This is a genomic window from Flavobacterium crassostreae (assembly GCF_001831475.1).
In the GTDB taxonomy this organism is placed as follows: domain Bacteria; phylum Bacteroidota; class Bacteroidia; order Flavobacteriales; family Flavobacteriaceae; genus Flavobacterium; species Flavobacterium crassostreae.
Genome location: NZ_CP017688.1, coordinates 80,796 through 106,126, shown reverse-complemented (window position 1 = coordinate 106,126; position 25,331 = coordinate 80,796). Strand labels below are relative to the sequence as shown.

Sequence of the window (25,331 nt, the reverse complement as noted above, 5' to 3'; positions counted from 1 at the left end):
ACGGCAATCCCCTTTTAGTTCATGTCACTCCAACCTACCGCTTTTCCTTTTAAGGTTCCGCTGGTACAGCTGGTGATTGTTACCTTTACAAAGTCACCTATTTTATACTTTTCTTTTGGAAAAACTACAGTAATGCTTTGCGAATTTCTTCCAGAGAATTCTTCGGCAGATTTTTTAGAAACTTTTTCGACCAAAACCTCTACCGTTTGACCAATAAATTCTTCGGAACGTGCCCAAGCATGTTTTTGCTGCAGGTCTACAATTTCTTGTAAACGTCTTGCTTTAATGGCATCGGTAACATCGTCTTCCATTTTTCTTCCTGCCAGTGTTCCTGGGCGCTCAGAATAAGAATACATGTAGCCAAAATTATATTTTACGTATTCCATCAAACTCAAGGTGTCTTGATGGTCTTGCTCCGTTTCGGTTGGGAAACCAGCAATCATATCCTGAGATATGGAGCAGTTTGGGATAATGCTGCGTATTTTATCAATCAAGTTCATGTATTGTTCACGAGTATGCAAACGGTTCATTTCTTTCAAAATTCTGTTGCTTCCTGATTGTACAGGTAGGTGAATGTGTTTGCAAATATTGTTGTGTTTTGCAATTACGTGCAACACACTCTCGTGCATGTCTTGCGGGTTTGAGGTAGAAAACCGAATTCGCATTTTTGGAAAACCAACAGCTACCATTTCTAACAATTGATCAAAGTCTACCGCGGTTGCTTTTTGCATATCAGATGCTGTGGCAAAATCTTTTTTTAGACCACCACCATACCATAAGTAACTATCCACATTTTGTCCCAAAAGAGTGATTTCTTTAAACCCTTTGTTCCAAAGATCCTGAATTTCACTCAGGATACTTTGTGGCTCCCGGCTGCGTTCTCGGCCTCTGGTAAACGGCACCACACAAAACGTGCACATGTTATCACAACCCCGAGTGATAGATACCAAGGCAGTAATACCGTTGCTCATTAGGCGCACGGGCGAGATATCTCCGTAGGTTTCGTCTTTGGACAAAATTACATTGATGGCATCTCTTCCTTCTTCTACTTCACTTAACAAATTAGGCAAATCTTTATACGCATCTGGGCCAACTACAAGATCTACAATTTTTTCTTCTTCCAGAAATTGACTCTTCAACCTTTCGGCCATACAGCCCAAAACGCCAACTTTCATTTTAGGGTTGCTGCGTTTTACGGCATTGTATTTCTCTAAGCGTTTGCGTACAGTTTGTTCTGCTTTATCGCGTATAGAACAGGTGTTTACCAAAACCAAATCTGCTTCTTCTAGAATTTGGGTGGTGTTGTATCCGTTCTCAGACAAAATAGAGGCTACAATTTCACTATCCGAAAAATTCATGGCACAACCATAACTCTCTATAAATAGTTTTTTAGTATTTCCAGATTTATTATCTAAAACAAGCGCTTGGCCTTGTTTGTCTTCTTCAATAATCTTTTCCATAGGGCACTTTCAAAAGTGTTTTTTTAATAAGAAAGCAAAGGTACAATTATTTTTAGCAATCTGACAAGATGTCAGCCTGAGATTTAACATTGTTTTACTTTTGTATGGAGCAATTTCGGGCCGTAGGTATTGTGCTGTTATCTTGGTTTTACTATCTTTTAGTTTGCTATAAACTCACTTACTCTTTTAATAGATATGTCATTTGCTTTTTCTCTTGGATAAAATTCTATTTTTTTTGCGTCCATTCTCTTAAACCAGTCTTCCCAGTATGCTTTTAATATTTCAAAGTCAAAAGTTTTTCCTGTTTTTCTTTCGTTCACTTCACATACAAAAAATTCTGTATTTGATAAGTCAATATTAACTTTTGGAATATTTAAATTGTTATTTGTTATTACTTGTGAAATATTTCCAATTGTTACTGCATTGTATAATTGTTTTTGAAATCCATAAATTTTAGTGTCAGAAGGTTTATTTTCGGCCTCTAAATATCCATCGGTTATTATTATTACTTTGTTTTTATAATTATCAAAAAGCGTTGATTTTTTTAGGTTATTTTCCAAATAACGTCTTAAATAAAACCTATAGTCTGCTCCAAGAGGTTTTTGTTTGGCTAATGCATACATTTCAATTATGTTTTTTTCAAAAGTATTATTCTTCTCGTTTGTGAAAAATAATCTATTACTTTTTCCTTTGTGATTTGACAAATCAAATTGTAAGTTGTTTGCAACTTTTCCAAACTGTCCTTTTGCTGCGTCAATGTCTGTAACATCAATTATTAATCTATCTTTCGTATCTTGTTTAAGTTTTGAATTAGAAACAAACGATTCCCAAATAGTCTTTAATAATAAAATATCATTATTAATCTGATTCGGATTATTTATTGTATCAGTAATTCTACGAGATAAATCTGGGATAACAATTAAATTAAGATTTGTATTAGCTGGCGGAAGCCAGCTAATACAATCTTTAATTTCACTTTCTGATAAGTTAAATGTAGAAAGTTTTTTTCTTACTTCTAACAAGAATTCATCATCTTGATAAAGTTCAGATTTATATTTATACCAAACCATTTCAACATCTTTTTTATTGAAACTTGTCGTTAGTTCTTTAATCGCCTTACTTTGTTCAGATGGCCTTGTAATTCCGTAAATAAATAAACCGAAAAATATAATAAATCCTAAAAGAATGTAAATTGGCTTTTTTTCTTTTGTTTTCTTTTTTCTTTTTTGTAATTCTGTCATCTAATTATCGAACTTTAAATTTATCAATTTGTTTTGTAACCAATTCTCTTTTTCTTTGTTTGCTTCTAATAATAAATTGCCAATATTATTGCCATAATGTCCATTAGTGAAGTTTTCCCAACCTCCCATAAATTCTCCAACAGATGCTTTTAATAGTGGAATATTGACAGGAATAACGCCATTTTGATAACCAATAATATCATTTTCTTTTTCTAATATTTTGCTTTCTGAACTTTCGACATCTCCTTCTTTTTTCTGAATTTTTGAAATTATATTGGTTAATTCATTTCTTTTTTCATTAATCTTAATATTTAAATTTTCAATTATTAATTTTATTCGTTCATTTTCAGTTTTTAAATAAGGATGACTTAGTACATAATTTAATAAAAAGCCCCAAATAACATAAACTACAAAACCTAAAACTATAACTAAATAAAAATTTATATCTGAAAATATCATAGAGAATTCCCATATTTTATCAGTTAAACCAGCATTAAATTCATTTGTATGAACTCCTTGTGATATTTTATAACCAATGAACATATCAGCAATTAATGTTATAAAAAGTAAAGTTATAATTACTAAAAATGTTTTTGGTTTTTTTTCTGAAACAAGTTTTTTATTTGTTTCTAATGAATCGTGAATTAAAAAGCCTAATCCTAAAAATATAACTGGAAAAAGTACGATAAGAGCAATAACACCTCCACCTCGATTCATTGCGTCTGAAAAAACATTTGGGTTTATAAAACCTAAACTTCCTTGTTTAATTCCGTAAAAAGCAGAGTATCCAGAAGAGGAATAAAAAACAAAAAGATACATTGTTAATAATAATGTAATGAATGCACCTATAACAAATGGCATTGTATCTGAAGTTTCTCCTCCTTCGTTTTTAATTTCAATTTTTTCTATTTCTAATTCTTCTATTTCTTTTTCTTTATCCTCTTTTTGTCTTTTGCATGAAGATATTTCCGAAATAGAATCATTTTTACTGACTTTCTCTTGCTGCACTTCTGCTTTAAGTTTTGAAATTCTGTCTTTTAAACCTTGCTCATCAATTTTTTGCTCGTTTAAAAAACTATCATAAACATTATCTAAAAACCCTTCCAAAGAGTCTGAATTTGACAATACTTTACTTGCTGACCTGAAACCATATTGATTGAAATTTAGCTTGTCATTCTCGGTTTTAGATTTTTTTGGATTTTGTGTTAATTCTTCTGCCATTTTTAATAAAATTTGTTTTTACAAGGGTAAAGGTAATTGTATTATTCGTTTGTGTTTTACGGGATTCCGTAAAGCATGTATTTTCAGAGATAATTTCAGTCAACTATTTGCCAACCATCATACAGCAGATCGCATATATTGTTTTCTGGAAGGGTTTTTAAAGGCGGTTCTTAAGGTCAAAAATATTTTTAAAATTCTGAAAAGCCCAATATTTAAAAAAAACTTCTACTTTTGTCCGAGAAAAATAGAGCAATGGCAAAGAATTTAGTGATAGTTGAGTCCCCGGCAAAAGCAAAAACAATAGAAAAATTTTTGGGTAGTGATTTTCAAGTAGAATCCAGTTATGGTCACATAGCAGACTTACCTTCAAAAGAAATAGGGGTAGATGTAGAGAATAATTTTAAACCCAAGTACGAGGTTTCGTCCGATAAAAAAGCATTAGTGACCAAGTTGAAAGGCTTGGCCAAAAAAGCCGAAATGGTTTGGTTGGCGAGTGATGAGGATCGTGAGGGTGAGGCTATTTCTTGGCATTTATTTGAAGAACTTAAACTAGATGTTAAAAAAACAAAACGAATTGTTTTTCATGAGATTACCAAATCAGCAATTTTAAAAGCTATTGAAAATCCTAGAGAAATTGATTATAACTTAGTCAATGCACAACAAGCACGTAGGGTTTTGGATAGATTGGTAGGTTATGAGCTGTCTCCAGTGCTTTGGAGAAAAATTAAAGGTGGTCTTTCGGCCGGAAGAGTGCAATCGGTATCCGTACGTTTGATTGTAGAGCGAGAAAGAGATATTCAGAACTTTAATGCCGTAGCAAGTTATTCTGTAGTGGCCGAGTTTACTAATCTAGCAGGTAAATCGTTTAAAGCCAAATTGCCTAAAAATTTTAATACTAAAAAAGAAGCCGAAGATTTTTTAAATAAAAACATAGGTTCTACTTATACGGTTTCGGATTTAGAAACCAAACCCACCAAAAAATCACCCACAGGGCCTTTTACGACCTCTACGCTACAGCAAGAAGCAGCTCGTAAATTGTATTTGCCAGTAGGGATAACCATGCAGTTAGCACAACGTTTGTATGAGGCGGGATTGATAACTTATATGAGAACCGATAGTGTAAACCTATCTAAAGACGCCATGGAGGCTGCCGAGGAAGAAATCATCAAGTCTTATGGAAAAGAGTTTTCTAGACCCAGAACCTTTACCAACAAAAACAAAGGAGCTCAAGAGGCGCATGAGGCGATCAGACCTACAGATATGTCCAGACATACGGTAAATATTGATAGAGATCAAGCACGCCTGTATGATTTGATTTGGAAAAGAACGCTGGCGTCTCAAATGAGCGATGCCAAATTAGAGCGAACTAACGTAAAAATTGAGGCAGACAATCATGCAGAATTATTCACCGCATCTGGAGAGGTATTGCTCTTTGAAGGATTTTTGAAAGTATATCTAGAAGGGCATGATGACGACGAAGAAGAACAGGAAGGCATGTTGCCGGCCATGAAAGTGAACGAAAAATTAGCAAACAATTACATCACAGCAACCCAAAGATATACCAGACCAGCAGCACGTTATACAGAGGCTTCGTTGGTAAAAAAACTCGAAGAGTTGGGTATTGGTCGTCCCTCTACGTATGCGCCAACAATTTCTACAATTATAAACCGAAATTACGTAGAAAAAGGAAACCTAGATGGTCAAGAGCGCAATTATACCCAATTGACGCTACAGGCCAATGCAGTAGTTGAAAAATTACTCAAAGAAAACACTGGTTCTGATAAAGGAAAATTAGTCCCTACAGATATTGGTACTATAGTTACAGATTTTTTGGTTAAAAATTTTGGGGCTATTTTAGATTATAATTTTACAGCAAAGGTAGAGCAAGACTTTGATGAAATTGCCGAAGGAAATGTAGATTGGGCAATTATGATGAAAGAATTTTACGATCAATTTCATCCAACAGTAAAAGATGTTGAGGCCAACGCAGAACGAGAGAGCGGCGAACGAATTTTAGGAACCGATCCTACAACCGGAAAACCAGTATCCGTACGTTTGGGTAAATTTGGACCAATGGCTCAAATAGGTGCTGCAGATGATGAGGAGAAGAAATTTGCCAGTTTGATGGGAGACCAAAACATTGGTACAATTAATCTTGAAGAAGCTTTAAATTTGTTTTTGTTGCCCAAAAATTTAGGATCCTATCAAGACGATGAAGTAGAGGTAAGTAACGGTCGTTATGGGCCTTACGTACGCCATGGAGCTATTTTTATATCCTTGCCCAAAGGAGAAAATCCCCTAGATGTAGACCTAGAACGTGCAAAACAATTAATAGACGAAAAAGCACTTGCAGATGCGCCTATTGCAGTTTATAAAGGAGAAGGTGTGCAAAGAGGAGTGGGGCGATTTGGTCCTTTTATAAAATGGAACGGCATGTTCATCAACGTGAATAAAAAGTATGATTTTGATAATTTATCCCAACAAGATATTGAGACTTTAATTGAAGAAAAAATACAGAAAAATATAGATAAAGTTATCCATAATTGGGAAGAAGAAGGTATTTTGGTCGAAAAAGCCCGTTGGGGACGATCCGTAATTACAAAAGGAAAAATAAAAATTGAATTAGGTAAAGAAGTTGAGGCAGCAAAATTAACCTTGGCCGAAGTGCAAGAAATGATTGCCAAAAAAACGCCAGCCAAAAAAACAGCAGCCAAAAAAGCACCCGCCAAAAAGCCAGCAGCTAAGAAAACGGTAGTAAAGAAACCAGTTGCTAAAAAGAAATAAAATGGAATTTGATTTTTTAAAGCCCGTTGCTGCCCCGATTATAGAAAAGCTAAAAACACTAACTTCGCAACAGCTAGGCAGTAAAGTTGTTTTTCATACAACAGAGCAATTTCCGGACATAAGTAAGATACAACTAGCAATACTTGGTGTAGCAGAAAATCGAGGATCAGTAGAGGCAAGCAGTGGTGTGGATTTAGTATCCGTCCGAGAAGAACTCTACAGCATGTTTCCCGGAAATTGGGATGCCTCTATTGCAGATTTGGGAGATATACCCGCCGGAAACACCGTTAGCGACACCTATTTTGCTTTGCGCAAAGTAGTGAGCAAACTGCTCAAAAACAAGGTGATTCCAATAGTGATAGGAGGATCTCAAGATTTAACCTATGCGCTTTATAGAGCCTATGATGCGTTAGAGCAAATGGTAAATCTAGTTGCCATAGACAGCAAATTTGATTTTGGAAAAGAAGAAGCCGGTGAGTTGGTAGATTCTTATTTAACAAAGATGATTATTGATGCGCCAAACAACCTTTTTAACTACTGTAATATAGGGTATCAAACGTATTATAACTCGCAAGAAGAGATTGATTTAATTGAAAAACTATTTTTTGATGGGTACCGATTAGGAGAAATTTCTAATAATATTGCTTTGGCAGAACCAGTATTTAGAGATGCCGATATTGTAAGTTTGGATTTACATGCCGTAAAATCCGCAGACTCCGGAAATTTCACCAACTTTGCTCCCAATGGTTTTAATGGCAAAGAAATTTGTGCTCTCTCCAGATACGCCGGTATAAGTGATAAAGTATCCATCTTTGGAGTGTTCAATCAAAACAACCAGCCCTCAGAAGGTGTTTTAATAGCGCAAATAATTTGGTATTTTATAGAAGGATTTCATTATAGATCTTACGAATATCCATTTGGAACCAGAGATAATTATATAAAATACATAGTGCCAATAGACGAAGAGGTTTTGGTGTTTTACAAAAGCGATAAAACAGATCGTTGGTGGATCGAAATCCCTTTTATTTCAAATGGCAACAATAAATTAAAAAGAAATACGTTATTACCTTGTTCTTACGATGAGTATTTAGGAGCTTGCAATCAAGAATTGCCTGAGAGATGGTGGAAAGCACAAAGAAAAAATAGTGTTTAACCCTTATTTGTTTTGCTAAATATAAAATATATGATAGAACATCAAAATAAATGTTTTTTTATTTAAAAATATTTATTTACGTTTGTACAAATAAACTAATATTTTGTTAATTGTTTTTGATAGTATATTTCTTTTTTAAAAATCAAGATGGTTTTATGTATAAAAATTGTTTTTTATTAAAATAATAAATACGTTTACATCCTTTAAATTATATTGAACTTATAACCCCAAATTTATATGAAGAATCTAGTTGCGTTTGTTGCAATTTTGACATTATTAAACAGCTGTGGTAAATCAGGCGACAGAGGTGAATTAGTCGGAGTCAACGGTGGAAAATGGCATCCAGAAAAGCCTTACGGTATGACTTTAGTTCCTGGTGGATCTTTTATCATGGGAAAATCCGATCAGGATGTTGCCAATGTACAAGACGCGCCTACAAAAACGGTGACAGTTAGGTCATTCTATATGGACGAAACAGAAATAACCAATAGCGAGTACCGTCAATTTGTGGATTGGGTTAAAGACTCTACAATGCGTGTTAGGTTAGCAATTCTTGCTGACGAAACGGGTGTAAAAGGCGGTGATGGAAAAGGAAAAAAAGGAGGAAGTATTGGCGATTTTGCTTTTAATGACTCCGATCCCGAAAAAATGACTGCGTATGATAAATACATGTATGACAACTACTATAGTGTAGGTACGTCCGATGATCCTTATGCGGGTAGAAAGCTTAACAAAAAAGTTAAGTTGATAAAAGACACCAAATTATACCCAGACGAATACTATACTGAAGTTATGGACTCTATGTACCTACCCATAGAAGCATCCTATAATGGATTAAGAACTATTGATGTCGATAAATTGAAATTCCGTTATTCATGGATGGATATTCAAGCTGCAGCTAAAGCTAAAGTTGGCAAAAGAAAAGATTTTGTTAAAACAGAAGAAGTAAAAGTATATCCAGATACAACCGTTTGGATCAAAGATTTTGCTTACTCTTACAATGAGCCAATGCATAACGATTATTTTTGGCACAAAGCATACGGAGATTATCCAGTTGTGGGAGTAAAATGGACCCAAGCTAAGGCATTCTGTGCTTGGAGAACCTTAAATAAAAATGCTTACATCAAATCCAAAAAGAAAGGTCGTGACTTAGTCAATTCTTTTAGATTGCCTACCGAAGCAGAGTGGGAATATTCTGCAAGAGGAGGGTTAGAGTCTGCAACCTATCCTTGGGGAGGTCCTTATACCAAAAGTGATAGAGGATGTTTCTTAGCTAATTTTAAACCTAATAGAGGAGATTATGCTGCGGATGACGCTCTGTATACTGTAGAGGCTAAATCGTATGATCCTAACGGGTATAATCTATACAACATGGCTGGTAATGTTTCCGAATGGACTGATTCGTCTTATGATCCAAACGCTTACGAATATGTTTCTACCATGAATCCAAATGTGCTAGATGCGTCTAACAAACGTAAAGTAGTACGTGGCGGTTCTTGGAAAGATGTAGCTTACTTCCTGCAGGTAAGTACAAGAGATTTTGAATACGCTGATTCTGCCAGAAGTTTTATCGGGTTTAGAACCGTTCAAGATTACATGGGATTACAAACAACCGGAAATAAAAGAAAATAATTATAACCTCAATCTATTTAAAACTTTAAACTAAAAACTAAAAATTAAAATTATGGCAGTATTAAACAAAAAAGCAATGAATTTCGCGTACGGAATGGGTGCAGCAGTTGTAATCATTGGAGCATTATTCAAAATCACACATATTGAATTTGGTCCTATAACAGGAAATTTAATGTTAACTATTGGATTAGTTGTAGAAGCATTAATTTTTGCACTTTCTGCTTTTGAGCCAGTTGATGAAGAATTAGATTGGTCTTTAGTTTATCCAGAATTAGCTAACGGAGAAGCTAGAAAGAAAACGGTAAAAGTAGAAGAAAGTAAATCAGAAGCACAAGGTTTATTATCTCAAAAATTAGATGTAATGTTGAAAGAGGCTAAAATTGACGGCGAATTAATGTCAAGTTTAGGTACAAGTATTAAAAACTTTGAATCTGCTGCAAAAGGAATTGCACCTACTGTAGATTCTATAGCTTCAACAAAAAAATACAGCGAAGAATTAACCTTAGCAGCTACTCAAATGGAATCTTTGAATAGTTTATATAAAGTACAATTACAAAGCGCTTCTAAAAATGCACAAATCAACGAAGAAGTTGCTGAGAATAATTTAAAATTAAAAGAGCAAATGCTATCTCTTACATCTAACTTGTCTTCTTTGAATTCAGTTTATGGAGGAATGCTTTCTGCAATGGGTACTAAATAATTAGTTTTTAAACTATAATTAAATAATTAATAAACTAATTTGTAGAAAATATGGCAGGAGGAAAACAAACCCCTAGACAGAAGATGATTAACCTAATGTACTTGGTTTTTATCTCAATGTTAGCATTAAATATGTCCAAAGAAGTTTTGTCGGCTTTTGGATTAATGAATGAAAAATTAGAGGGATCTAATACATCGGCAGTACAATCAAATGCACAAATGTTGTTAGGCTTAGATGCCAAAGCAGCAGAAGCTGGTGGAGAGTTTGCAGCAGCATCTACAACAGCACATAAAGTAGAAGGAATTACAAAAAATTTCTACAATTATATTGCAGCAATAAAATCCGAAGTTCTTGTTGGAACTGAGGTAGATCCAGAAACAGGCAAGTTACCTTACGAAGCAATGGACAAGGGAGATAAACTAGATAATTCTTGGTTTAGTCCTGCGGGTTATTCCGCCAAAGGAAAAGAAGTTTTGAGTACCATTGAAAAGTACAAATCCGATATGAAATCGGTTCTAGGAGACAACAAAAAATTATCCCCTATACTTTCTGAAGTAAACGCAAAATTTGACTTAACAGATGTTAAAAACAAAGACGGTATCTCTATACCTTATTTAGATTATCATTTTAAAGGTTTTCCAGCAGTAGCTTCTTTAGCAAAATTATCTGCTTGGCAAAATGATGTTAAAAAATTAGAAACAGATGTTTACAATACCTTATTAGGTAAAGCGGCAGTTGCAGCAGCATCTTATAGCAACTACGAAGCAATTGTTGTTTTGGATAAAAACGCCTATTTTCAAGGTGAGCAAGTAACCGGAAAAGTTGTTTTAGGTAGATACGATGCCAATACAACACCTACCTCTTTCTCAGGACCAGGTAAAATTGTAAACGGACAAGCGGTAATCGGTATGACAGCTGGTAGTATTGGAGAACAAACAATTAACGGGCAATTTACATTCTTAGAAGATGGAAAAAATATTCCACTTAAATTTCAAGGAAAATATGTAGTTGTTCCAAGACCAAATTCTGCAACTATTTCTGCAGACAAGATGAACGTAGTGTATAGAGGAGTTAAAAATCCAATGACAATTTCGTTTGCTGGTATTGCTGATAACCAAGTCAATGCGTCTGCTCCAGGTTTGTCTAAAGTAGGAAATGGAAAATACGTAATGAGCCCAGGCTCAGGAAACGAAGTTATTATCAACGTTACCGGAAAAATGAATGATGGTAAAGTTGCTTCCGACAGAAAAGCATTTAGAATTAAAGGAATTCCAGGTCCAACAGGAACAATTAGAGGAGAAACAGGTATTGTAAAAGGGCCTAAATCTAACCTTGAGATTGCTACTATTGGTGCTAAACTCGAAGATTTTGATTTTGAAGTTGGTTTAGACGTTGTAGGATTTAACCTAAAAGTTTCTGGACAAGCTACAGTAGTAGTTTCTGGAAACAGATTAAACTCCCAATGTAAAGCGGTTCTTTCTAGAGCAGGAAGAGGAGATCAAGTTACCATTTCTGAAATTAAAACGAAATTAGTAGGTGCTGGTAGTTATTTATTGCCAAGAACTGCTCCAGTTATTTTTGAAATACAATAATACAAAATGCCTTTTAGGCATTTTAATATCCAATGATACCATGATGAATTTAAGAAATTTTTTAATAGTTGTTTTTTCTGTTGTTGGGAGTTTAGCTACTTCGGCACAATCTAATTTGCTTAATGCAAAAACCCCAGACCAAATCGGTTTAAAAACTGCAGCGCAACTTATTTCAGATAATGATAAGCCATTGGCTTATGGTTATGTTCATGATAGAGATATCTTGATGGGAAAAACAACATGGGAGATTATTGATTTGAATGAAAAGATAAATTTTCCACTTTACTTTCCTATTGATACAGCAAACATAGGTTCAGACAGACGTTCTTTGTATGATGTGCTAACTAAGGCAATGCGAAGTGGAGAACTAACCGAAGTGTATTCGGACAGTTATTTTAACACCAAAAAGTCTTATAAAGACATACAGTCTTCTTTGAGCAGAATTGATACTACAGATGCTGGTAGAGAGCAAATGAATGCTGGTATGGGTAGTGTTTCGCCAGAATACATACTACGATCTGATTTAACTGCTCAAGATGTTAGCGAGTACAAAATTAAAGGATACTGGTATTTTGACAAACGTCAAAGTGAATTGAAGTACCGATTATTGGGTATTTGCCCAGTAACTCCAGATGTTTACACGATGAACAGTGAAGTAAAAGATTATATTGAGTTATTTTGGGTGTTTTTTCCATCTGCCAGAGAAATTTTGCATAAAGCAAAAGCTTTTAATGACGGGAACTCTGCAATGCCAATCTCTTTTGATCAGATATTAAATTCTAGACGCTTTAATAGTGTTATTTATAAAGAAGAGAATGTTTATGGCGATAGAGCAATTGATGAATACATGAAAGATAATTCTCAAAATCAATTATTAGAATCCAATAGAGTAAAAGAAAAGATTCGTGATTTTGAATCCGATATGTGGAATTACTAACAACTATTGTAACTTGTAACACCAAAAAACTCTTATCCTAATCGATAAGAGTTTTTTGTATTTAATAAAAATTGTAGCAACCTATATTATGATAGATTATATACTAGTTGGATGTGGACTGGCAGGAATTTCCTTTTCGGAAGTAGCTCTAAAAAACCACAAATCCATTGTTGTTTTTGACAATGAGTCTCAGAATTCTTCCAAAATTGCGGGCGGTTTGTATAATCCAGTTATTCTCAAACGATTTAGTGAAGTCTGGAATGCAGAAGCACAACTAGAAATTATGACTAATTTTTATGCCGAACTAGAGAACAAGCTCCAGACCAAGTTCAATTTTTCAATCCCTATTTTACGAAAATTTTTTTCAATAGAAGAACAAAATAATTGGTTTTCGGCCTCAGATAAAGCTGGATTAGCCCCGTTTTTGTCCACTACGTTGGTTACCAAAAAATATTCTGGTATTTTGTCTCCCTTTCATTATGGAGAAGTTTTACACACTGGTTATGTAGATACTGCTTTGCTTTTAGAGAAATATCGTGCTTATTTAAGTCAAAAAAATATATTTTATAAAGAAGCATTTGATTATGATTTGCTTGAAATTAAAGAGGATAGCGTAGTTTACAAAAACATCCATGCCAAAAATATTGTTTTTGCCGAAGGTTTTGGGATGCACGCCAATCCATTTTTTAAATCGTTGCCCTTAGATGGAACCAAAGGAGAGCTCTTTATTATCCGAGCAGCGGAACTGGACCTTGACGTAATTGTCAATACCAGTGTTTTTATTTTGCCTTTGGGCAATAGTTTATTTAAGGTAGGAGCCACCTACAATTGGAAAGATAAAACGGCGCTACCAACCACAGAAGGAAAACAAGAACTGTTAGAAAGGATTAATGAAATTATAGATTGCAAATTTGAAATTGTATCCCATTTTGCAGGAATACGGCCCACGGTGTACGATCGGAGGCCTTTGTTAGGAACCCATAGTGTTCATAACAGTGTTCATTTGCTCAACGGTTTGGGTACCAGAGGGGTGCTGTTAGGTCCATCTATGGCACAAGCTTTATTTAACGCCATAGAAAACCACATTCCTTTAGATAAAGAGATAGACATACAAAGAGTCAAATCTAAAAACCTAAGGTAAACACACTATTTATCTAAATCTGTTTTTTTAAAATTTGGATCATAGCTAATAAACATATTGATATATATATTTCTGGACAGCCTTAAAACAAAAGGGAAAGAAACAATAAGTGCAACAATAATGCTAATAAAAGCTGTTGGTAACGTTGTGCCAAAAAACACAAAAGAAATAATAAAAGCAGCTACCCCAACGGCAACATTAAGACCATAACTTACATACATCGCGCCATAAAAAAACGAAGGTTCAATTTGGTATCTGAACCCACAATGGCTGCAATTGTCATTCATTTTTAAAGTAGAAGCTAAATGTAGTGGGTTTTTGTCCTTATACATGCTTTCATTTTGACATTTAGGACAACTTCCTGTTAAAATACTATTTAGTTTGGATCCTTTTTTTAACATTTGTATAAATTTTTAACAAAGGTACAATTTTTCAATTGCTGCTAATGTAACATCAGTCACAATATATGCTTAATATACACAATTTATCGGTTTCCTTTGGAGGTACATATTTATTTGAAGAAGTCACATTTCGTTTGGGTGCAGGTGACCGCGTAGGTCTGGTTGGCAAAAACGGTGCGGGTAAATCTACCATGCTCAAAATGTTGGCAAGAGATTTTGCTCCAGACTCCGGAGTGATCTCTCAAGAAAAAGATATCCGTTTGGGTTTTTTGCGTCAAGATATCGATTTTGAACAAGGAAGAACCGTTTTGGAAGAAGCCTACGAAGCCTTTACAGACATAAAAATCGTAGAAAAAAAGCTTGCAGAAATCAACCACCAACTAGTTACCCGTACGGATTATGAGAGCGACGCCTACAGCCAGATAATAGAAGATTTATCCGATTATACCCATAGATTTGAACTCTTAGGAGGATACAACTACGTTGGAAATACAGAAAAAATTCTTTTAGGTCTAGGATTCAAACGCGACGTATTCAACAACCAAACCGAAACCTTTTCAGGAGGTTGGAGAATGCGTATAGAGCTCGCTAAATTGCTCCTACAAGCCAATGATGTATTGCTATTAGATGAGCCAACCAACCACTTAGATATAGAAAGTATTATTTGGTTAGAAAGCTTTTTGCGCAACTATCCAGGAGTAGTAGTAATTGTATCCCACGATAAAATGTTTCTAGACAACGTAACCAATAGAACCATTGAAATATCCCTTGGTAAAGCCTACGACTTTAACAAACCCTATTCCCAATATTTAGAACTGCGTCATGAAATTCGTGAAAAACAGTTAGCCACTCAAAAAAATCAAACCAAAAAAATTGAAGAGACCGAAAAACTAATTGAAAAGTTTCGCGCCAAAGCTTCCAAAGCTTCTATGGCACAGTCTTTAATCAAGAAATTAGACAAAGTAGAGCGCATAGAGGTAGACGAAGACGACAACTCTGTGATGAACATCTCCTTTCCGGTATCCAAAGAGCCAGGTAGAGTAGTAGTAGAGGCCCAAAACGTGACCAAAAGCTACGGAGACAAAACCATACTAAAAGACATCAACCTACTAGTAGAACGCGGAAGCAAAATAGCATTTGTAGGGCAAAACGGACAAGGAAAATCCACCTTTATCAAAGCCATTGTTGATGAATTTGAATACCAAGGCACCATAAAACTAGGGCACAACGTACAATTGGGTTATTTTGCACAAAACCAAGCAGAATATCTAGACGGCGAAATCACCCTACTGCAAACCATGGAAGACGCAGCAGCAGACACCAACCGCATGAAAGTTCGAGACATGTTGGGTTCTTTTTTATTCCGTGGAGACGACGTAGAGAAAAAAGTAAAAGTACTCTCAGGGGGCGAGCGCAACCGTTTGGCATTGTGTAAATTATTGCTACAGCCCATCAATGTTCTGCTTATGGATGAGCCAACCAACCACCTAGACATAAAATCCAAAAATGTACTAAAAGCCGCACTACAAAAATTTGGAGGTACGTTATTGTTAGTTTCTCACGATAGAGATTTCTTACAAGGAATGTCCAATTTAGTATACGAATTCAAAGACCAAAAAGTCAAAGAATACCTCGGAGACATCAACTATTTCTTAGAGCAACGCAATCTAGAAAACATGCGCGAAGTAGAGCAAAAAGAAGCCACAAAAGCCGCAGCACCCAAAGAAAGCAACAAAGCCTCCTACGAAGATCAAAAAAAAAGCAAGTCACTCCAAAACCGATTAAGCAAAATTGAAAGCCAAATCAAACAACTAGAGAAAGACATTCAAAATGACGATAAAAAACTAGCCTCCAACTATGATAAACACCTAGAAGACGCCACTTTTTTTACCGCCTACAACAAAAAGAAAACAGACCTAGACCAATTATTATTCGATTGGGAAACCGTCCAAGAAGAAATAGATAATCTGTAGCCAATCCAGCTATACATTACAATCTTTGCCCAAAAAACCTTTTTTTGCAAACCCCTACAGGAGCTTCCTTTGGTCGCTCTGTAGTGCTAGCAAAAAAGGGTTTTTTTTAGGCAAAGGATTTTCATTTCTATCTGGGCTAAACAAACCATTGAGTACACCCACTATACAATCAAACCTATTTCTTTAGAATGCGCAATAGCCCTAGCACTATTCTTAAAATAACAAACAGAAACCTGCAAAGAAGCTATATTATCTAACACCGCCACCACTTTAGCTTTTTTATTCTGACCCGTCTGTCTAATATAAACAGCCCTAACGCTCAACGGAAAAATTTTACAAATAGATTCATACAAATACGGATCATGTTGCGAATCATCCCCAAGCAGCACATATTTCAAATCCGGATAAAACTCCAAAATATGTTTAATTTTTTCAAACTTATGATTGTGCTGTCCTCTACCAGACCACAAAAAATGAAACAAACTCGTCTTGATATCCTTTAAGAGCAAAACCGCCTTAGGCAAATGGTGTATTTCAGTAAATTTGACCAAAAACCGATACAAATTCCATTCACTGCTGGAGACATAAAAAAAAGCATTGTTCTCCTCACTATTCCTGCGGCCGGCTTGACTCAAAGCCTGATAATGTGCCGTGACATCCTCAAATATTTTTCTAGAATTAACATTTTTAAACAAAAGATGGTAGAGTTTCTTTAAAGGATTCAAGGTGTACGAAACCAAGAACGTGTCATCAATATCCGATATAATCCCCAAATCCCCCTTGTAGGGTTTTATAAAACGCTCCTGAGCTACAATACGTTGGTTCTCATAGATAATACTCACCTCATAACTAAGCCAACCATGACGTACCGAAGACGCAACAGGAATGCAAAATTTAAAATACCCATCCCGAAGCGTTTTAGTATGAATTTCAGTACCATCATACCGTAAATAAACATCTGCATTAGCATCTGTTTTAATACGATACATAGTAATAATAGAACTAGCATTTTTAAAATTACTACCCAAAAAATCATAATCTTTCTTGGTAGTAGGCTTAAACACATGCCCCATCACAATTAACTCCTGCTCATTTGCGTACCCTCGATATAATTTTAAAATTGGTTTCATTTAATTTAATACTTTTGAAGAATAGGAAAATTAAATATTAAAAATCAATTAAAGAAATAAAAGTGGAAAAGAATGTTTTATTAATAGTCAATCCTATTTCGGGAGACCTAGATAAATCCGAAATAATTGCAGCAACAACACTTTTTGCAACCAACCAAAACCAAAAAATACAACTATACCAAACCACCGGTAAGCACGACCAACATGCAATCCAACAACTCTTTTATAAAAATAATCCAGAACGGGTATTGATAGCCGGAGGAGACGGTACCATAAAGCTAGTAGCAGAAGCCTTAGAGGAGCAAGATATTATTTTTGGATTGCTTCCTGCCGGATCTGCCAACGGATTGGCCACAGACTTAGACCTTCCAAAATCAATAGAAGATTGTTTAAAAATAGCCTTCCAAAACCATTATATATCCCTAGATATAATAAGTATAAATGGCCAAAAAAGCATGCATCTTAGTGATATAGGTCTCAATGCCGAATTGATAAAAAATTACCAAAACAGTACCCTAAGAGGTAAATTAGGATACGCATTGCAGGCCGTAAATACCCTAATAGAAATAGAAGAACCCTTTTTGGCAACCATAACTGCAAATGACAAACTAATAACCTGCCAGGCCAGAATGATTGTGATAGCCAACTCAAAAAAATATGGAACCGGAATTGTAATCAATCCCCAAGGAAAACTAGATGATGGTAAATTTGAGTTAGTGATTTTAAAAAATTTAGACCTAGTAGTTCTGGGCCAAATAATAGCCGGAAACAACTCTATTGCACCAGAAAATATAGAAATAATAAGCACAACAAAAGCAAAAATAACCAGCAATCGCCCCGTAAACTTTCAAATAGATGGAGAATATTGCGGCAAAACAACACAATTGGATATTATTCTGGCTCCTCAAAAAATGAAAATAGCTATTGCTAAACCAACACCAATTTAAAACGGCTTATTTAAACGGATTTCTTTGTTGCCAAACAATTTTAGGCTCTAAATACTCAAAGGTTCTAGAGACCATTAAATTTAAAAATGCATTGTGGTGTTTCATAGCTCCATGTAGAGCTACTGGTTTTGCACCCACCGCACTCTTGATTTCTAAGGCCGTGCGACCAAAAACAATCCGTTTGTATCCTTTATTTATAGAATAGGCTATCATGTCATAAAGCATGTTCAGGTAAAGCATGTTTTCGCGTTGATAAAGCGCATCGTATCCCAAAAAATAGGTATCTATATCGGTACCATTTTTTATTAGCGTATTAAAACCGATCAGTTTGTCATTACTAAAATACCCATAAAAAAGAAAATTATCTTGCAACGAAGCCTTAAAAACCTCAAAATGATTTGGGGTTAAATAAAAAGTATTAAAAGGAGCATTCTGAGCCACATTCATATACAAATCAAAAATCCGACTTTGTAGTTTTTGAATATCCTCAAGAGAAAGTTTTTTCTTTACAATTCCTTCGGATTTCTTACGAGCACGTTTGTATTGGTCCCGATATTTTTTGCTCAGAGAAGCAATATAGTGCTCAAAATTATCCCAAGAATTGGGAATTTCAAAAAGCATATTGGGTTGGGTAGAAAACGTAAAATACGATAGAAATTCCTTGGATTCAAAATAAGAGGTTTCAGTATCCAAAAAATCTTTAAAAACAGTAAGCTGCGTAGACAAGCCTTTTTCCAAAAAAAGTTTTTCAAGAGATTGTCCTGCCTTTTCTAAAATACCCAAACCCACCTCCACAGGCAACACCTCCTCAAAACAATAGCCATTTTTTCCAGAAAGCATGTTGTTGCCAAAGACCAATACCTTGGAGCTAGTATTCTTAAACACCAAACGACGTATGCTGGTTTTAATACAGGTGTCGCGCTCCCCAAAAGAAGGAATAGTACTCAAGTCAATGAATTGCGATACAGCAATGCCGACTAATTGGTCTTTCTTAAAAACACCAATAAAATGACAATACATGTTTTTGGGTGCAGCATGTTCCAAAACATACAAATAAGCACTAGATAAAAAGATATTTTTAGCAGCCAAAGCATCCCAATTACTAGGAAGCATGCCGACAGAATTATAAATTTTGTAATTAAAAATAGCGTGCAATTTAAGAATAGATTTTAAAAAGCTCTAAAATACTATTTTAACTTAGATAGCACCCCAAAAAGCGTTAAAATTATTTTTTCTAAAACAACACCGCCAACTAGTCCGACATAAATACACCAACAGACTAAAACATAAAAATAACAGTGACGAGCTTTATTTGTAATTTTTTTAGATTTTTTAGACCAAAATAGTTGTAGTTATGATAAATTTAATGTATTTTTATTCTATTATAACAAAAAGATAAACGTAATTGATTATGAAAAATATTTTTACTCTTTTTCTTACAATAGTAGCAAGCTGTAGTGCTATGGCAACCACCCTATTGCCATACCAAAGTAAGGTATTGCCTGCTACTAAATTAGTAAAACAAACTAACCTAGCCTCCAATACTATTGGAGTGCCAGTTGCTGGTTGGTACGTAGCGGGTAATAACCCCAAAAAAATAATTATAGCAACACTTCCAAAAGACGAAGCAGCAGCAATAGGATTAACCAAAGATATTGCTAGACTGTTGGATTTGCAGGAATTAAATTTTTACAAAAATGCTATTTGTCAATCCGTATTGTCTTCATTAAAGCAGCTAAAGAGTCTAAAGATATTGGAGTTGCATACAGATCAAGCGCTAAAAGTTTCCATGACTATCTAGTCTTTTAAAATAAAAGGTTAGAGGTGTAAAGTTATGTACTTATTTTAATTATTTGTAATCCAATGTGTTTATGCTTCATCATCTTAATAATTAGGTTGTCAAAAATAGTTTCCTTGTATATTGACCTATTTAATCTATAACTATATTCGTCTAAATACCTTTCTATATTTTGTTCGTGCATCCAAGAATAAATACTTCTTAACCATGATTTTACTTGATGAATAATAGTGTTCATTTGAAAAAAATCAGAAGTATTACTCTTAATTTGTTCAATGTTGTATTCATTCTTTAATGGTTTATAGCCTGTCCATTGATCAGTTTTTATATTTGCTTGTGTTGAAATGTGGCTTTCAAAAATTTTACCAAGTTCACTAGAAGAATAGTTGTCAATTCTTTTAAAATAAGCTCTTTTCACCCCGCCTTTGTCATCAATTTCAACAGCAGCTACTATCTTCTTTTTCTTGCTATCATTACTTCTTCCTTGTTTTAAATCTTCTTTTCCACCATATACAAATTCATCAACATAAACAGTTCCAACAATCGGATTTAACGCACTACTTTTCATGGCTAATCTCACTTTGTGCATAAACAACCATGCCGTTGGTCGGCTTATAGAATACCGTTTTGCCATTTGAGAAGAAGACAAACTTTTGGTGGTTGCACTCATCTCAAAAACAATCCCAAAAGCTTTTCTAGTTCCAAATTTTACTTTATGAAAAATAGTATTTGCAGTTGGACTTTCAACATGATGACATAAATTGCAATCTCTTGCAAAATTTAACTTTCGAATAGTAAACTTCTTATGATTACATTTCGAACATTTAAAACCATCTTTCCATTTTATTGAAGCTAAATATTCTAAACAAGTTAAATCTGTTTTGAAAGTGTCAAAAAAATCGATAATACTTTCTCCTTTGAATGATTCCATAATAAAATTCTTTCACGAAAGATAAGAATTTATCTTTACACCTCTATAAAAGGCTTTTACTTAAATACAGTCTTTAATAAAATTTTTATAACAAACCCATAGAAAGTATTTTATGGGTTTTTTTGGGATCAAGTCTAAATGTTGTGGGGAAATATTAAATTTAGATATTTGCATTTTAAAATTTAATACAAATGCAAGATTCTTTTGTCGACCTTCTCAAGTTGTTACTTCCTGAAATTATAGTTGAATACTTTGAACTGACTTCCTATAAAAAAGAGGAAGAGATACTTCATCTTTACTTAAAGGAGATTAATTCAATTCCTAAAGAACATCGACAATCAAAATTGAGCTCAAAAGGATTCTTTGATGAAATAACAGTTCAGGATTTCCCTATTCGTGGGCATCAGGTATATCTTCATATCACTCGAAGAAGATGGCTGAATGAAGATACTGGAAAAGTAGTTTTTAGAGATTGGAATTTAGTAGCAGACGGAACTCGGGTGACACAGGAGTTTGCGTCTTTTTTAAAAGAGATCCATAGATTCCAAGCCTAATGATTGCAATGCTATCGCCTCTTTCTATGGCGTTAGCGGTAAGAATCTACAACATCAATACAAAGATTTCTTAAGTGATTTCAAAATATGGGATCAAAAACTACACGCAAAACAATGGCTTATATTTCCAGAAAACATAGGCAAACGCTTATCAATTGACGAAACCTCCTTGTCCAATGGCGAACTCTATACTATTTTGACCAACAAAGCTGGAAAGGGAAAGAAAGGAACTATAGTCGCTATGATTGCTGGAACCAAAGCAGAAACAGTAATTGCTATTATCGAAAAAATACCGCTTAAACTACGAAATTCTGTTACCGAAATAACTCTTGACATGGCGGCAAACATGGGATTGATTGCTAAAAAATGTTTCCCTAATGCTACTCGCGTCATCGACCGGTTCCATGTTCAAAAATTGGCGACAGAAGCTTTACAGGAAATAAGAATTAAATACCGTTGGCAAGCTATAGACCAAGAAAATCAGGCAATAGAAAAAGCGAAGAAAAACAAGAAAAGGGGATCAAGTCTAAATGTTGTGGGGAAATATTAAATTTAGATATTTGCATTTTAAAATTTAATACAAATGCAAGATTCTTTTGTCGACCTTCTCAAGTTGTTACTTCCTGAAATTATAGTTGAATACTTTGAACTGACTTCCTATAAAAAAGAGGAAGAGATACTTCATCTTTACTTAAAGGAGATTAATTCAATTCCTAAAGAACATCGACAATCAAAATTGAGCTCAAAAGGATTCTTTGATGAAATAACAGTTCAGGATTTCCCTATTCGTGGGCATCAGGTATATCTTCATATCACTCGAAGAAGATGGCTGAATGAAGATACTGGAAAAGTAGTTTTTAGAGATTGGAATTTAGTAGCAGACGGAACTCGGGTGACACAGGAGTTTGCGTCTTTTTTAAAAGAGATCCATAGATTCCAAGCCTAATGATTGCAATGCTATCGCCTCTTTCTATGGCGTTAGCGGTAAGAATCTACAACATCAATACAAAGATTTCTTAAGTGATTTCAAAATATGGGATCAAAAACTACACGCAAAACAATGGCTTATATTTCCAGAAAACATAGGCAAACGCTTATCAATTGACGAAACCTCCTTGTCCAATGGCGAACTCTATACTATTTTGACCAACAAAGCTGGAAAGGGAAAGAAAGGAACTATAGTCGCTATGATTGCTGGAACCAAAGCAGAAACAGTAATTGCTATTATCGAAAAAATACCGCTTAAACTACGAAATTCTGTTACCGAAATAACTCTTGACATGGCAGCAAACATGGGATTGATTGCTAAAAAATGTTTCCCTAATGCTACTCGCGTCATCGACCGGTTCCATGTTCAAAAATTGGCTACAGAAGCTTTACAGGAAATAAGAATTAAATACCGTTGGCAAGCTATAGACCAAGAAAATCAGGCAATAGAAAAAGCGAAGAAAAACAAGAAAAGGTTTGAGCCTGAAGTATTGACTAATGGAGATACTATTAAGCAGTTACTTGCTAGAAGTAGGTATTTCTTATACAAGAATAAATCAAAATGGACGGCGAATCAATTACAACGAGCATTATTGTTGTTTGAATTATATCCCGACATAAAAGAAGCTTACAATCTATCTCAAGAATTACGGAACATTTTTGAAAACACAACGGATAAAATCATTGGTTTTGCCAGACTAGCTAAATGGCATGAAAAAGTAAATCAATCTGGTTTTAAGTCTTTCAATACAATCTCAAGATCGATAATGAATCATTATCAAAGCATATTAAACTATTTTGATAACAGAAGTACTAATGCATCAGCAGAATCCTTTAACGCCAAAATAAAAGCTTTTAGATCTCAGTTTAGAGGTGTTCGAAATGTAGAATTCTTTCTTTTTAGGCTAACTACTATTTATGCCTAATTCTTGTCGCTCCACAGGTTTTGGGATTGATCCAATTCTTGTCGCTCCACAGGTTTTGGGATTGATCCAGAAAAGGTTTGAGCCTGAAGTATTGACTAATGGAGATACTATTAAGCAGTTACTTGCTAGAAGTAGGTATTTCTTATACAAGAATAAATCAAAATGGACGGCGAATCAATTACAACGAGCATTATTGTTGTTTGATTTATATCCCGACATAAAAGAAGCTTACAATCTATCTCAAGGATTACGCAACATTTTTGAAAACACAACCGATAAAATCATTGGTTTTGCCAGACTAGCTAAATGGCATGAAAAAGTAAATCAATCTGGTTTTAAGTCTTTCAATACAATATCTCGAACCATAATCAATCATTATCAAAGCATATTGAACTATTTTGATAATAGAAGTACTAATGCATCAGCAGAATCCTTTAACGCCAAAATAAAAGCTTTTAGATCTCAGTTTAGAGGTGTTAGAAATGTAGAATTCTTTCTTTTTAGGCTAACTAATATTTATGCCTAATTTTTGCTGCTCCACAGGTTTTGGGATTGATCCCTATTTTTGCAAAAAAAAATATAGAAACAAAAAAAACTTCACATTTCTGTGAAGCTTCTTAGTAGCGGGAACTGGACTCGAACCAGTGACCTTCGGGTTATGAGCCCGACGAGCTGCCTACTGCTCTATCCCGCGATGTGCGTTTGTAATCTCAATAAATTAACTTAGTAGCGGGAACAGGACTCGAACCTGTGACCTTCGGGTTATGAGCCCGACGAGCTGCCTACTGCTCTATCCCGCGTTGTTTCGGGTGCAAAGATACAACCAATTTCTAGATTTAGCACCATAAATTTTAAAAAATGTTTTATTTTATCTATTCACTTGATATAACTACCTTTGCAGCATAAAAAAAAGTATACCAATGGCACACAAAGCAGGTTTTGTAAATATAATAGGCAATCCAAACGTAGGAAAATCAACCCTAATGAATGCCTTTGTCGGAGAGCGATTATCCATCATCACATCTAAGGCACAAACAACACGTCATAGAATCCTCGGAATCGTAAATGGCGAAGACTTTCAAATCATTTTATCCGACACCCCAGGAATCATCAAGCCTGCCTATGAAATGCAAGAATCCATGATGAATTTTGTAAAATCAGCCTTTGAAGATGCCGATATTCTGATCTACATGGTCGAAATAGGAGAGCAAGACCTAAAAGACGAAGCCTTTTTTAATAAAATAATACACTCCAAGATCCCTGTTTTGTTACTATTGAACAAAATAGACACCTCCAATCAAGAACAATTAGAACAACAAGTAGCCTTTTGGACCCAAAAAGTGCCCAATGCAGAGATCTACCCAATAGCAGCCCTCAAAAACTTCAATGTTCCAGAAGTATTCCAGCGCATTCTGACCCTATTGCCAGAATCACCAGCCTACTATCCAAAAGACCAATTAACGGACAAACCAGAGCGGTTTTTTGTAAACGAAACCATCAGAGAAAAAATACTCTTAAATTACAGCAAAGAAATTCCGTACGCCGTAGAAATAGTTACCGAAGAATTTGTAGAAACCCAAGACATCATCAAAATTAGGTCCCTGATCATGGTAGAGCGCGAAACCCAAAAAGGCATCGTTATCGGGCACAAAGGCGCCGCACTCAAAAAAGTAGGCGTAGAATCCAGAGAAGATCTAGAAAAGTTTTTTGGCAAACAAATCCATATCGAACTCTACGTAAAAGTAAACAAAAACTGGAGAAGCAACGCCAACATGCTCAAGCGCTTTGGATACAACCAATAATCCCGTAGCTACAAGTACTAC

Annotated in this window: 23 protein-coding genes and 2 tRNA genes; 16 read left to right on the top strand and 9 right to left on the bottom strand. The window is 34.8% G+C overall.

Annotated features, from left to right (window positions below; translation table 11 throughout):
* Window positions 1-14: 14 nt before the first annotated feature.
* From miaB to LB076_RS00505, 3 genes are all read right to left on the bottom strand, one after another.
* Window positions 15-1,460, bottom strand: coding sequence for a tRNA (N6-isopentenyl adenosine(37)-C2)-methylthiotransferase MiaB (gene miaB, locus LB076_RS00515; RefSeq protein WP_066336361.1), 1,446 nt, complete (start codon window positions 1,458-1,460; stop codon window positions 15-17).
* Window positions 1,461-1,618: 158 nt separating this feature from the next.
* Window positions 1,619-2,701 carry a hypothetical protein gene (locus LB076_RS00510; RefSeq protein WP_066336363.1) on the bottom strand — a complete coding sequence of 361 codons (1,083 nt, stop codon included), beginning with the start codon at window positions 2,699-2,701 and terminating at the stop codon, window positions 1,619-1,621.
* On the bottom strand, window positions 2,702-3,922 hold the full coding sequence (locus LB076_RS00505) for a hypothetical protein (RefSeq protein WP_066336366.1): 1,221 nt from the start codon (window positions 3,920-3,922) through the stop codon (window positions 2,702-2,704).
* A 252-nt stretch (window positions 3,923-4,174) separates the two neighbouring features.
* Between LB076_RS00505 and topA the strand changes: the two genes are divergently transcribed.
* From topA to LB076_RS00465, 7 genes are all read left to right on the top strand, one after another.
* A complete protein-coding gene (topA, locus tag LB076_RS00495) occupies window positions 4,175-6,706 on the top strand; it encodes a type I DNA topoisomerase (RefSeq protein ID WP_066336370.1) in 2,532 nt (843 codons plus the stop codon).
* Window position 6,707: 1 nt separating this feature from the next.
* On the top strand, window positions 6,708-7,859 hold the full coding sequence (locus tag LB076_RS00490; protein WP_066336373.1) for a formimidoylglutamase: 1,152 nt from the start codon (window positions 6,708-6,710) through the stop codon (window positions 7,857-7,859).
* Between the two features lie 237 nt (window positions 7,860-8,096).
* Window positions 8,097-9,491 (top strand): T9SS ring complex lipoprotein PorK/GldK, encoded by a 1,395-nt coding sequence (gene porK, locus LB076_RS00485; protein WP_066336376.1) that lies wholly within the window; start codon window positions 8,097-8,099, stop codon window positions 9,489-9,491.
* A 52-nt stretch (window positions 9,492-9,543) separates the two neighbouring features.
* On the top strand, window positions 9,544-10,191 hold the full coding sequence (gene porL, locus LB076_RS00480; RefSeq protein ID WP_066336379.1) for a type IX secretion system motor protein PorL/GldL: 648 nt from the start codon (window positions 9,544-9,546) through the stop codon (window positions 10,189-10,191).
* A gap of 50 nt (window positions 10,192-10,241) precedes the next feature.
* Window positions 10,242-11,783: a type IX secretion system motor protein PorM/GldM gene (gene porM, locus LB076_RS00475; protein WP_066336382.1), complete on the top strand. Its 1,542-nt coding sequence runs from the start codon at window positions 10,242-10,244 to the stop codon at window positions 11,781-11,783.
* A gap of 43 nt (window positions 11,784-11,826) precedes the next feature.
* Window positions 11,827-12,720 carry a type IX secretion system ring subunit PorN/GldN gene (porN, locus tag LB076_RS00470; protein ID WP_066336439.1) on the top strand — a complete coding sequence of 298 codons (894 nt, stop codon included), beginning with the start codon at window positions 11,827-11,829 and terminating at the stop codon, window positions 12,718-12,720.
* 88 nt (window positions 12,721-12,808) lie between these two features.
* Window positions 12,809-13,861: an NAD(P)/FAD-dependent oxidoreductase gene (locus LB076_RS00465; RefSeq protein ID WP_066336388.1), complete on the top strand. Its 1,053-nt coding sequence runs from the start codon at window positions 12,809-12,811 to the stop codon at window positions 13,859-13,861.
* A 5-nt stretch (window positions 13,862-13,866) separates the two neighbouring features.
* Here the strand turns inward: LB076_RS00465 and LB076_RS00460 are convergent, their stop codons facing one another.
* The gene (locus tag LB076_RS00460) at window positions 13,867-14,262 is read right to left on the bottom strand and encodes a DUF983 domain-containing protein (protein ID WP_066336391.1); all 396 of its coding nucleotides are present in this window, start codon (window positions 14,260-14,262) and stop codon (window positions 13,867-13,869) included.
* Between the two features lie 65 nt (window positions 14,263-14,327).
* Between LB076_RS00460 and abc-f the strand changes: the two genes are divergently transcribed.
* Window positions 14,328-16,235: a ribosomal protection-like ABC-F family protein gene (gene abc-f, locus LB076_RS00455; RefSeq protein WP_066336392.1), complete on the top strand. Its 1,908-nt coding sequence runs from the start codon at window positions 14,328-14,330 to the stop codon at window positions 16,233-16,235.
* A 161-nt stretch (window positions 16,236-16,396) separates the two neighbouring features.
* On the opposite strand, the gene LB076_RS00450 is transcribed toward abc-f, so the two are convergent.
* A complete protein-coding gene (locus tag LB076_RS00450; protein WP_066336393.1) occupies window positions 16,397-17,365 on the bottom strand; it encodes an App1 family protein phosphatidate phosphatase in 969 nt (322 codons plus the stop codon).
* Between the two features lie 62 nt (window positions 17,366-17,427).
* Between LB076_RS00450 and LB076_RS00445 the strand changes: the two genes are divergently transcribed.
* Window positions 17,428-18,312 (top strand): diacylglycerol/lipid kinase family protein, encoded by an 885-nt coding sequence (locus tag LB076_RS00445; RefSeq protein WP_066336395.1) that lies wholly within the window; start codon window positions 17,428-17,430, stop codon window positions 18,310-18,312.
* Between the two features lie 6 nt (window positions 18,313-18,318).
* Here LB076_RS00445 and LB076_RS00440 read toward each other — a convergent pair whose 3' ends face one another.
* Window positions 18,319-19,425, bottom strand: a complete 1,107-nt coding sequence (locus LB076_RS00440; RefSeq protein WP_232505661.1) for a peptidogalycan biosysnthesis protein — start codon at window positions 19,423-19,425, stop codon at window positions 18,319-18,321.
* 298 nt (window positions 19,426-19,723) lie between these two features.
* On the opposite strand from LB076_RS00440, the gene LB076_RS00435 reads away from it, so the two are divergent.
* Complete coding sequence (locus LB076_RS00435) at window positions 19,724-20,113, top strand: hypothetical protein (protein WP_066336400.1); 390 nt, start codon at window positions 19,724-19,726, stop codon at window positions 20,111-20,113.
* A gap of 31 nt (window positions 20,114-20,144) precedes the next feature.
* Here LB076_RS00435 and LB076_RS00430 read toward each other — a convergent pair whose 3' ends face one another.
* Window positions 20,145-21,041 (bottom strand): IS1595-like element ISFlsp4 family transposase, encoded by an 897-nt coding sequence (locus LB076_RS00430; RefSeq protein ID WP_066336403.1) that lies wholly within the window; start codon window positions 21,039-21,041, stop codon window positions 20,145-20,147.
* A 191-nt stretch (window positions 21,042-21,232) separates the two neighbouring features.
* Between LB076_RS00430 and LB076_RS00425 the strand changes: the two genes are divergently transcribed.
* From LB076_RS00425 to LB076_RS00405, 5 genes are all read left to right on the top strand, one after another.
* Window positions 21,233-21,595, top strand: a complete 363-nt coding sequence (locus LB076_RS00425; protein ID WP_070786662.1) for an ISAon1 family transposase N-terminal region protein — start codon at window positions 21,233-21,235, stop codon at window positions 21,593-21,595.
* A complete protein-coding gene (locus LB076_RS14015; RefSeq protein ID WP_083319324.1) occupies window positions 21,579-22,145 on the top strand; it encodes an ISAon1 family transposase in 567 nt (188 codons plus the stop codon). The genes LB076_RS00425 and LB076_RS14015 overlap by 17 nt, the downstream gene beginning before the upstream one ends.
* A 33-nt stretch (window positions 22,146-22,178) precedes the next feature.
* Window positions 22,179-22,541: an ISAon1 family transposase N-terminal region protein gene (locus tag LB076_RS00415; RefSeq protein WP_070786662.1), complete on the top strand. Its 363-nt coding sequence runs from the start codon at window positions 22,179-22,181 to the stop codon at window positions 22,539-22,541.
* Between the two features lie 169 nt (window positions 22,542-22,710).
* Complete coding sequence (locus tag LB076_RS00410) at window positions 22,711-23,508, top strand: ISAon1 family transposase (protein ID WP_425598064.1); 798 nt, start codon at window positions 22,711-22,713, stop codon at window positions 23,506-23,508.
* Window positions 23,501-24,034 carry a transposase gene (locus LB076_RS00405; RefSeq protein WP_232505660.1) on the top strand — a complete coding sequence of 178 codons (534 nt, stop codon included), beginning with the start codon at window positions 23,501-23,503 and terminating at the stop codon, window positions 24,032-24,034. The genes LB076_RS00410 and LB076_RS00405 overlap by 8 nt, the downstream gene beginning before the upstream one ends.
* A 95-nt stretch (window positions 24,035-24,129) precedes the next feature.
* Here the strand turns inward: LB076_RS00405 and LB076_RS00400 are convergent.
* Window positions 24,130-24,202, bottom strand: a tRNA-Met gene (locus LB076_RS00400).
* A 33-nt stretch (window positions 24,203-24,235) separates the two neighbouring features.
* Window positions 24,236-24,308 (bottom strand) — tRNA-Met (locus LB076_RS00395).
* A 120-nt stretch (window positions 24,309-24,428) separates the two neighbouring features.
* On the opposite strand from LB076_RS00395, the gene era reads away from it, so the two are divergent.
* Window positions 24,429-25,310, top strand: coding sequence for a GTPase Era (era, locus tag LB076_RS00390; RefSeq protein WP_066332720.1), 882 nt, complete (start codon window positions 24,429-24,431; stop codon window positions 25,308-25,310).
* Window positions 25,311-25,331 lie beyond the last annotated feature (21 nt).

Coding starts and splice junctions, on each gene's coding strand:
- miaB (WP_066336361.1), bottom strand. CDS start 1,460: ATGGAAAAGATTATTGAAGAAGACAAACAAGGCCAAGCGCTTGTTTTA.
- LB076_RS00510 (WP_066336363.1), bottom strand. CDS start 2,701: ATGACAGAATTACAAAAAAGAAAAAAGAAAACAAAAGAAAAAAAGCCA.
- LB076_RS00505 (WP_066336366.1), bottom strand. CDS start 3,922: ATGGCAGAAGAATTAACACAAAATCCAAAAAAATCTAAAACCGAGAAT.
- topA (WP_066336370.1), top strand. CDS start 4,175: ATGGCAAAGAATTTAGTGATAGTTGAGTCCCCGGCAAAAGCAAAAACA.
- LB076_RS00490 (WP_066336373.1), top strand. CDS start 6,708: ATGGAATTTGATTTTTTAAAGCCCGTTGCTGCCCCGATTATAGAAAAG.
- porK (WP_066336376.1), top strand. CDS start 8,097: ATGAAGAATCTAGTTGCGTTTGTTGCAATTTTGACATTATTAAACAGC.
- porL (WP_066336379.1), top strand. CDS start 9,544: ATGGCAGTATTAAACAAAAAAGCAATGAATTTCGCGTACGGAATGGGT.
- porM (WP_066336382.1), top strand. CDS start 10,242: ATGGCAGGAGGAAAACAAACCCCTAGACAGAAGATGATTAACCTAATG.
- porN (WP_066336439.1), top strand. CDS start 11,827: ATGAATTTAAGAAATTTTTTAATAGTTGTTTTTTCTGTTGTTGGGAGT.
- LB076_RS00465 (WP_066336388.1), top strand. CDS start 12,809: ATGATAGATTATATACTAGTTGGATGTGGACTGGCAGGAATTTCCTTT.
- LB076_RS00460 (WP_066336391.1), bottom strand. CDS start 14,262: ATGTTAAAAAAAGGATCCAAACTAAATAGTATTTTAACAGGAAGTTGT.
- abc-f (WP_066336392.1), top strand. CDS start 14,328: ATGCTTAATATACACAATTTATCGGTTTCCTTTGGAGGTACATATTTA.
- LB076_RS00450 (WP_066336393.1), bottom strand. CDS start 17,365: ATGAAACCAATTTTAAAATTATATCGAGGGTACGCAAATGAGCAGGAG.
- LB076_RS00440 (WP_232505661.1), bottom strand. CDS start 19,425: ATGCTTCCTAGTAATTGGGATGCTTTGGCTGCTAAAAATATCTTTTTA.
- LB076_RS00435 (WP_066336400.1), top strand. CDS start 19,724: ATGAAAAATATTTTTACTCTTTTTCTTACAATAGTAGCAAGCTGTAGT.
- LB076_RS00430 (WP_066336403.1), bottom strand. CDS start 21,041: ATGGAATCATTCAAAGGAGAAAGTATTATCGATTTTTTTGACACTTTC.
- LB076_RS00425 (WP_070786662.1), top strand. CDS start 21,233: ATGCAAGATTCTTTTGTCGACCTTCTCAAGTTGTTACTTCCTGAAATT.
- LB076_RS00415 (WP_070786662.1), top strand. CDS start 22,179: ATGCAAGATTCTTTTGTCGACCTTCTCAAGTTGTTACTTCCTGAAATT.
- LB076_RS00405 (WP_232505660.1), top strand. CDS start 23,501: ATGCCTAATTCTTGTCGCTCCACAGGTTTTGGGATTGATCCAATTCTT.
- era (WP_066332720.1), top strand. CDS start 24,429: ATGGCACACAAAGCAGGTTTTGTAAATATAATAGGCAATCCAAACGTA.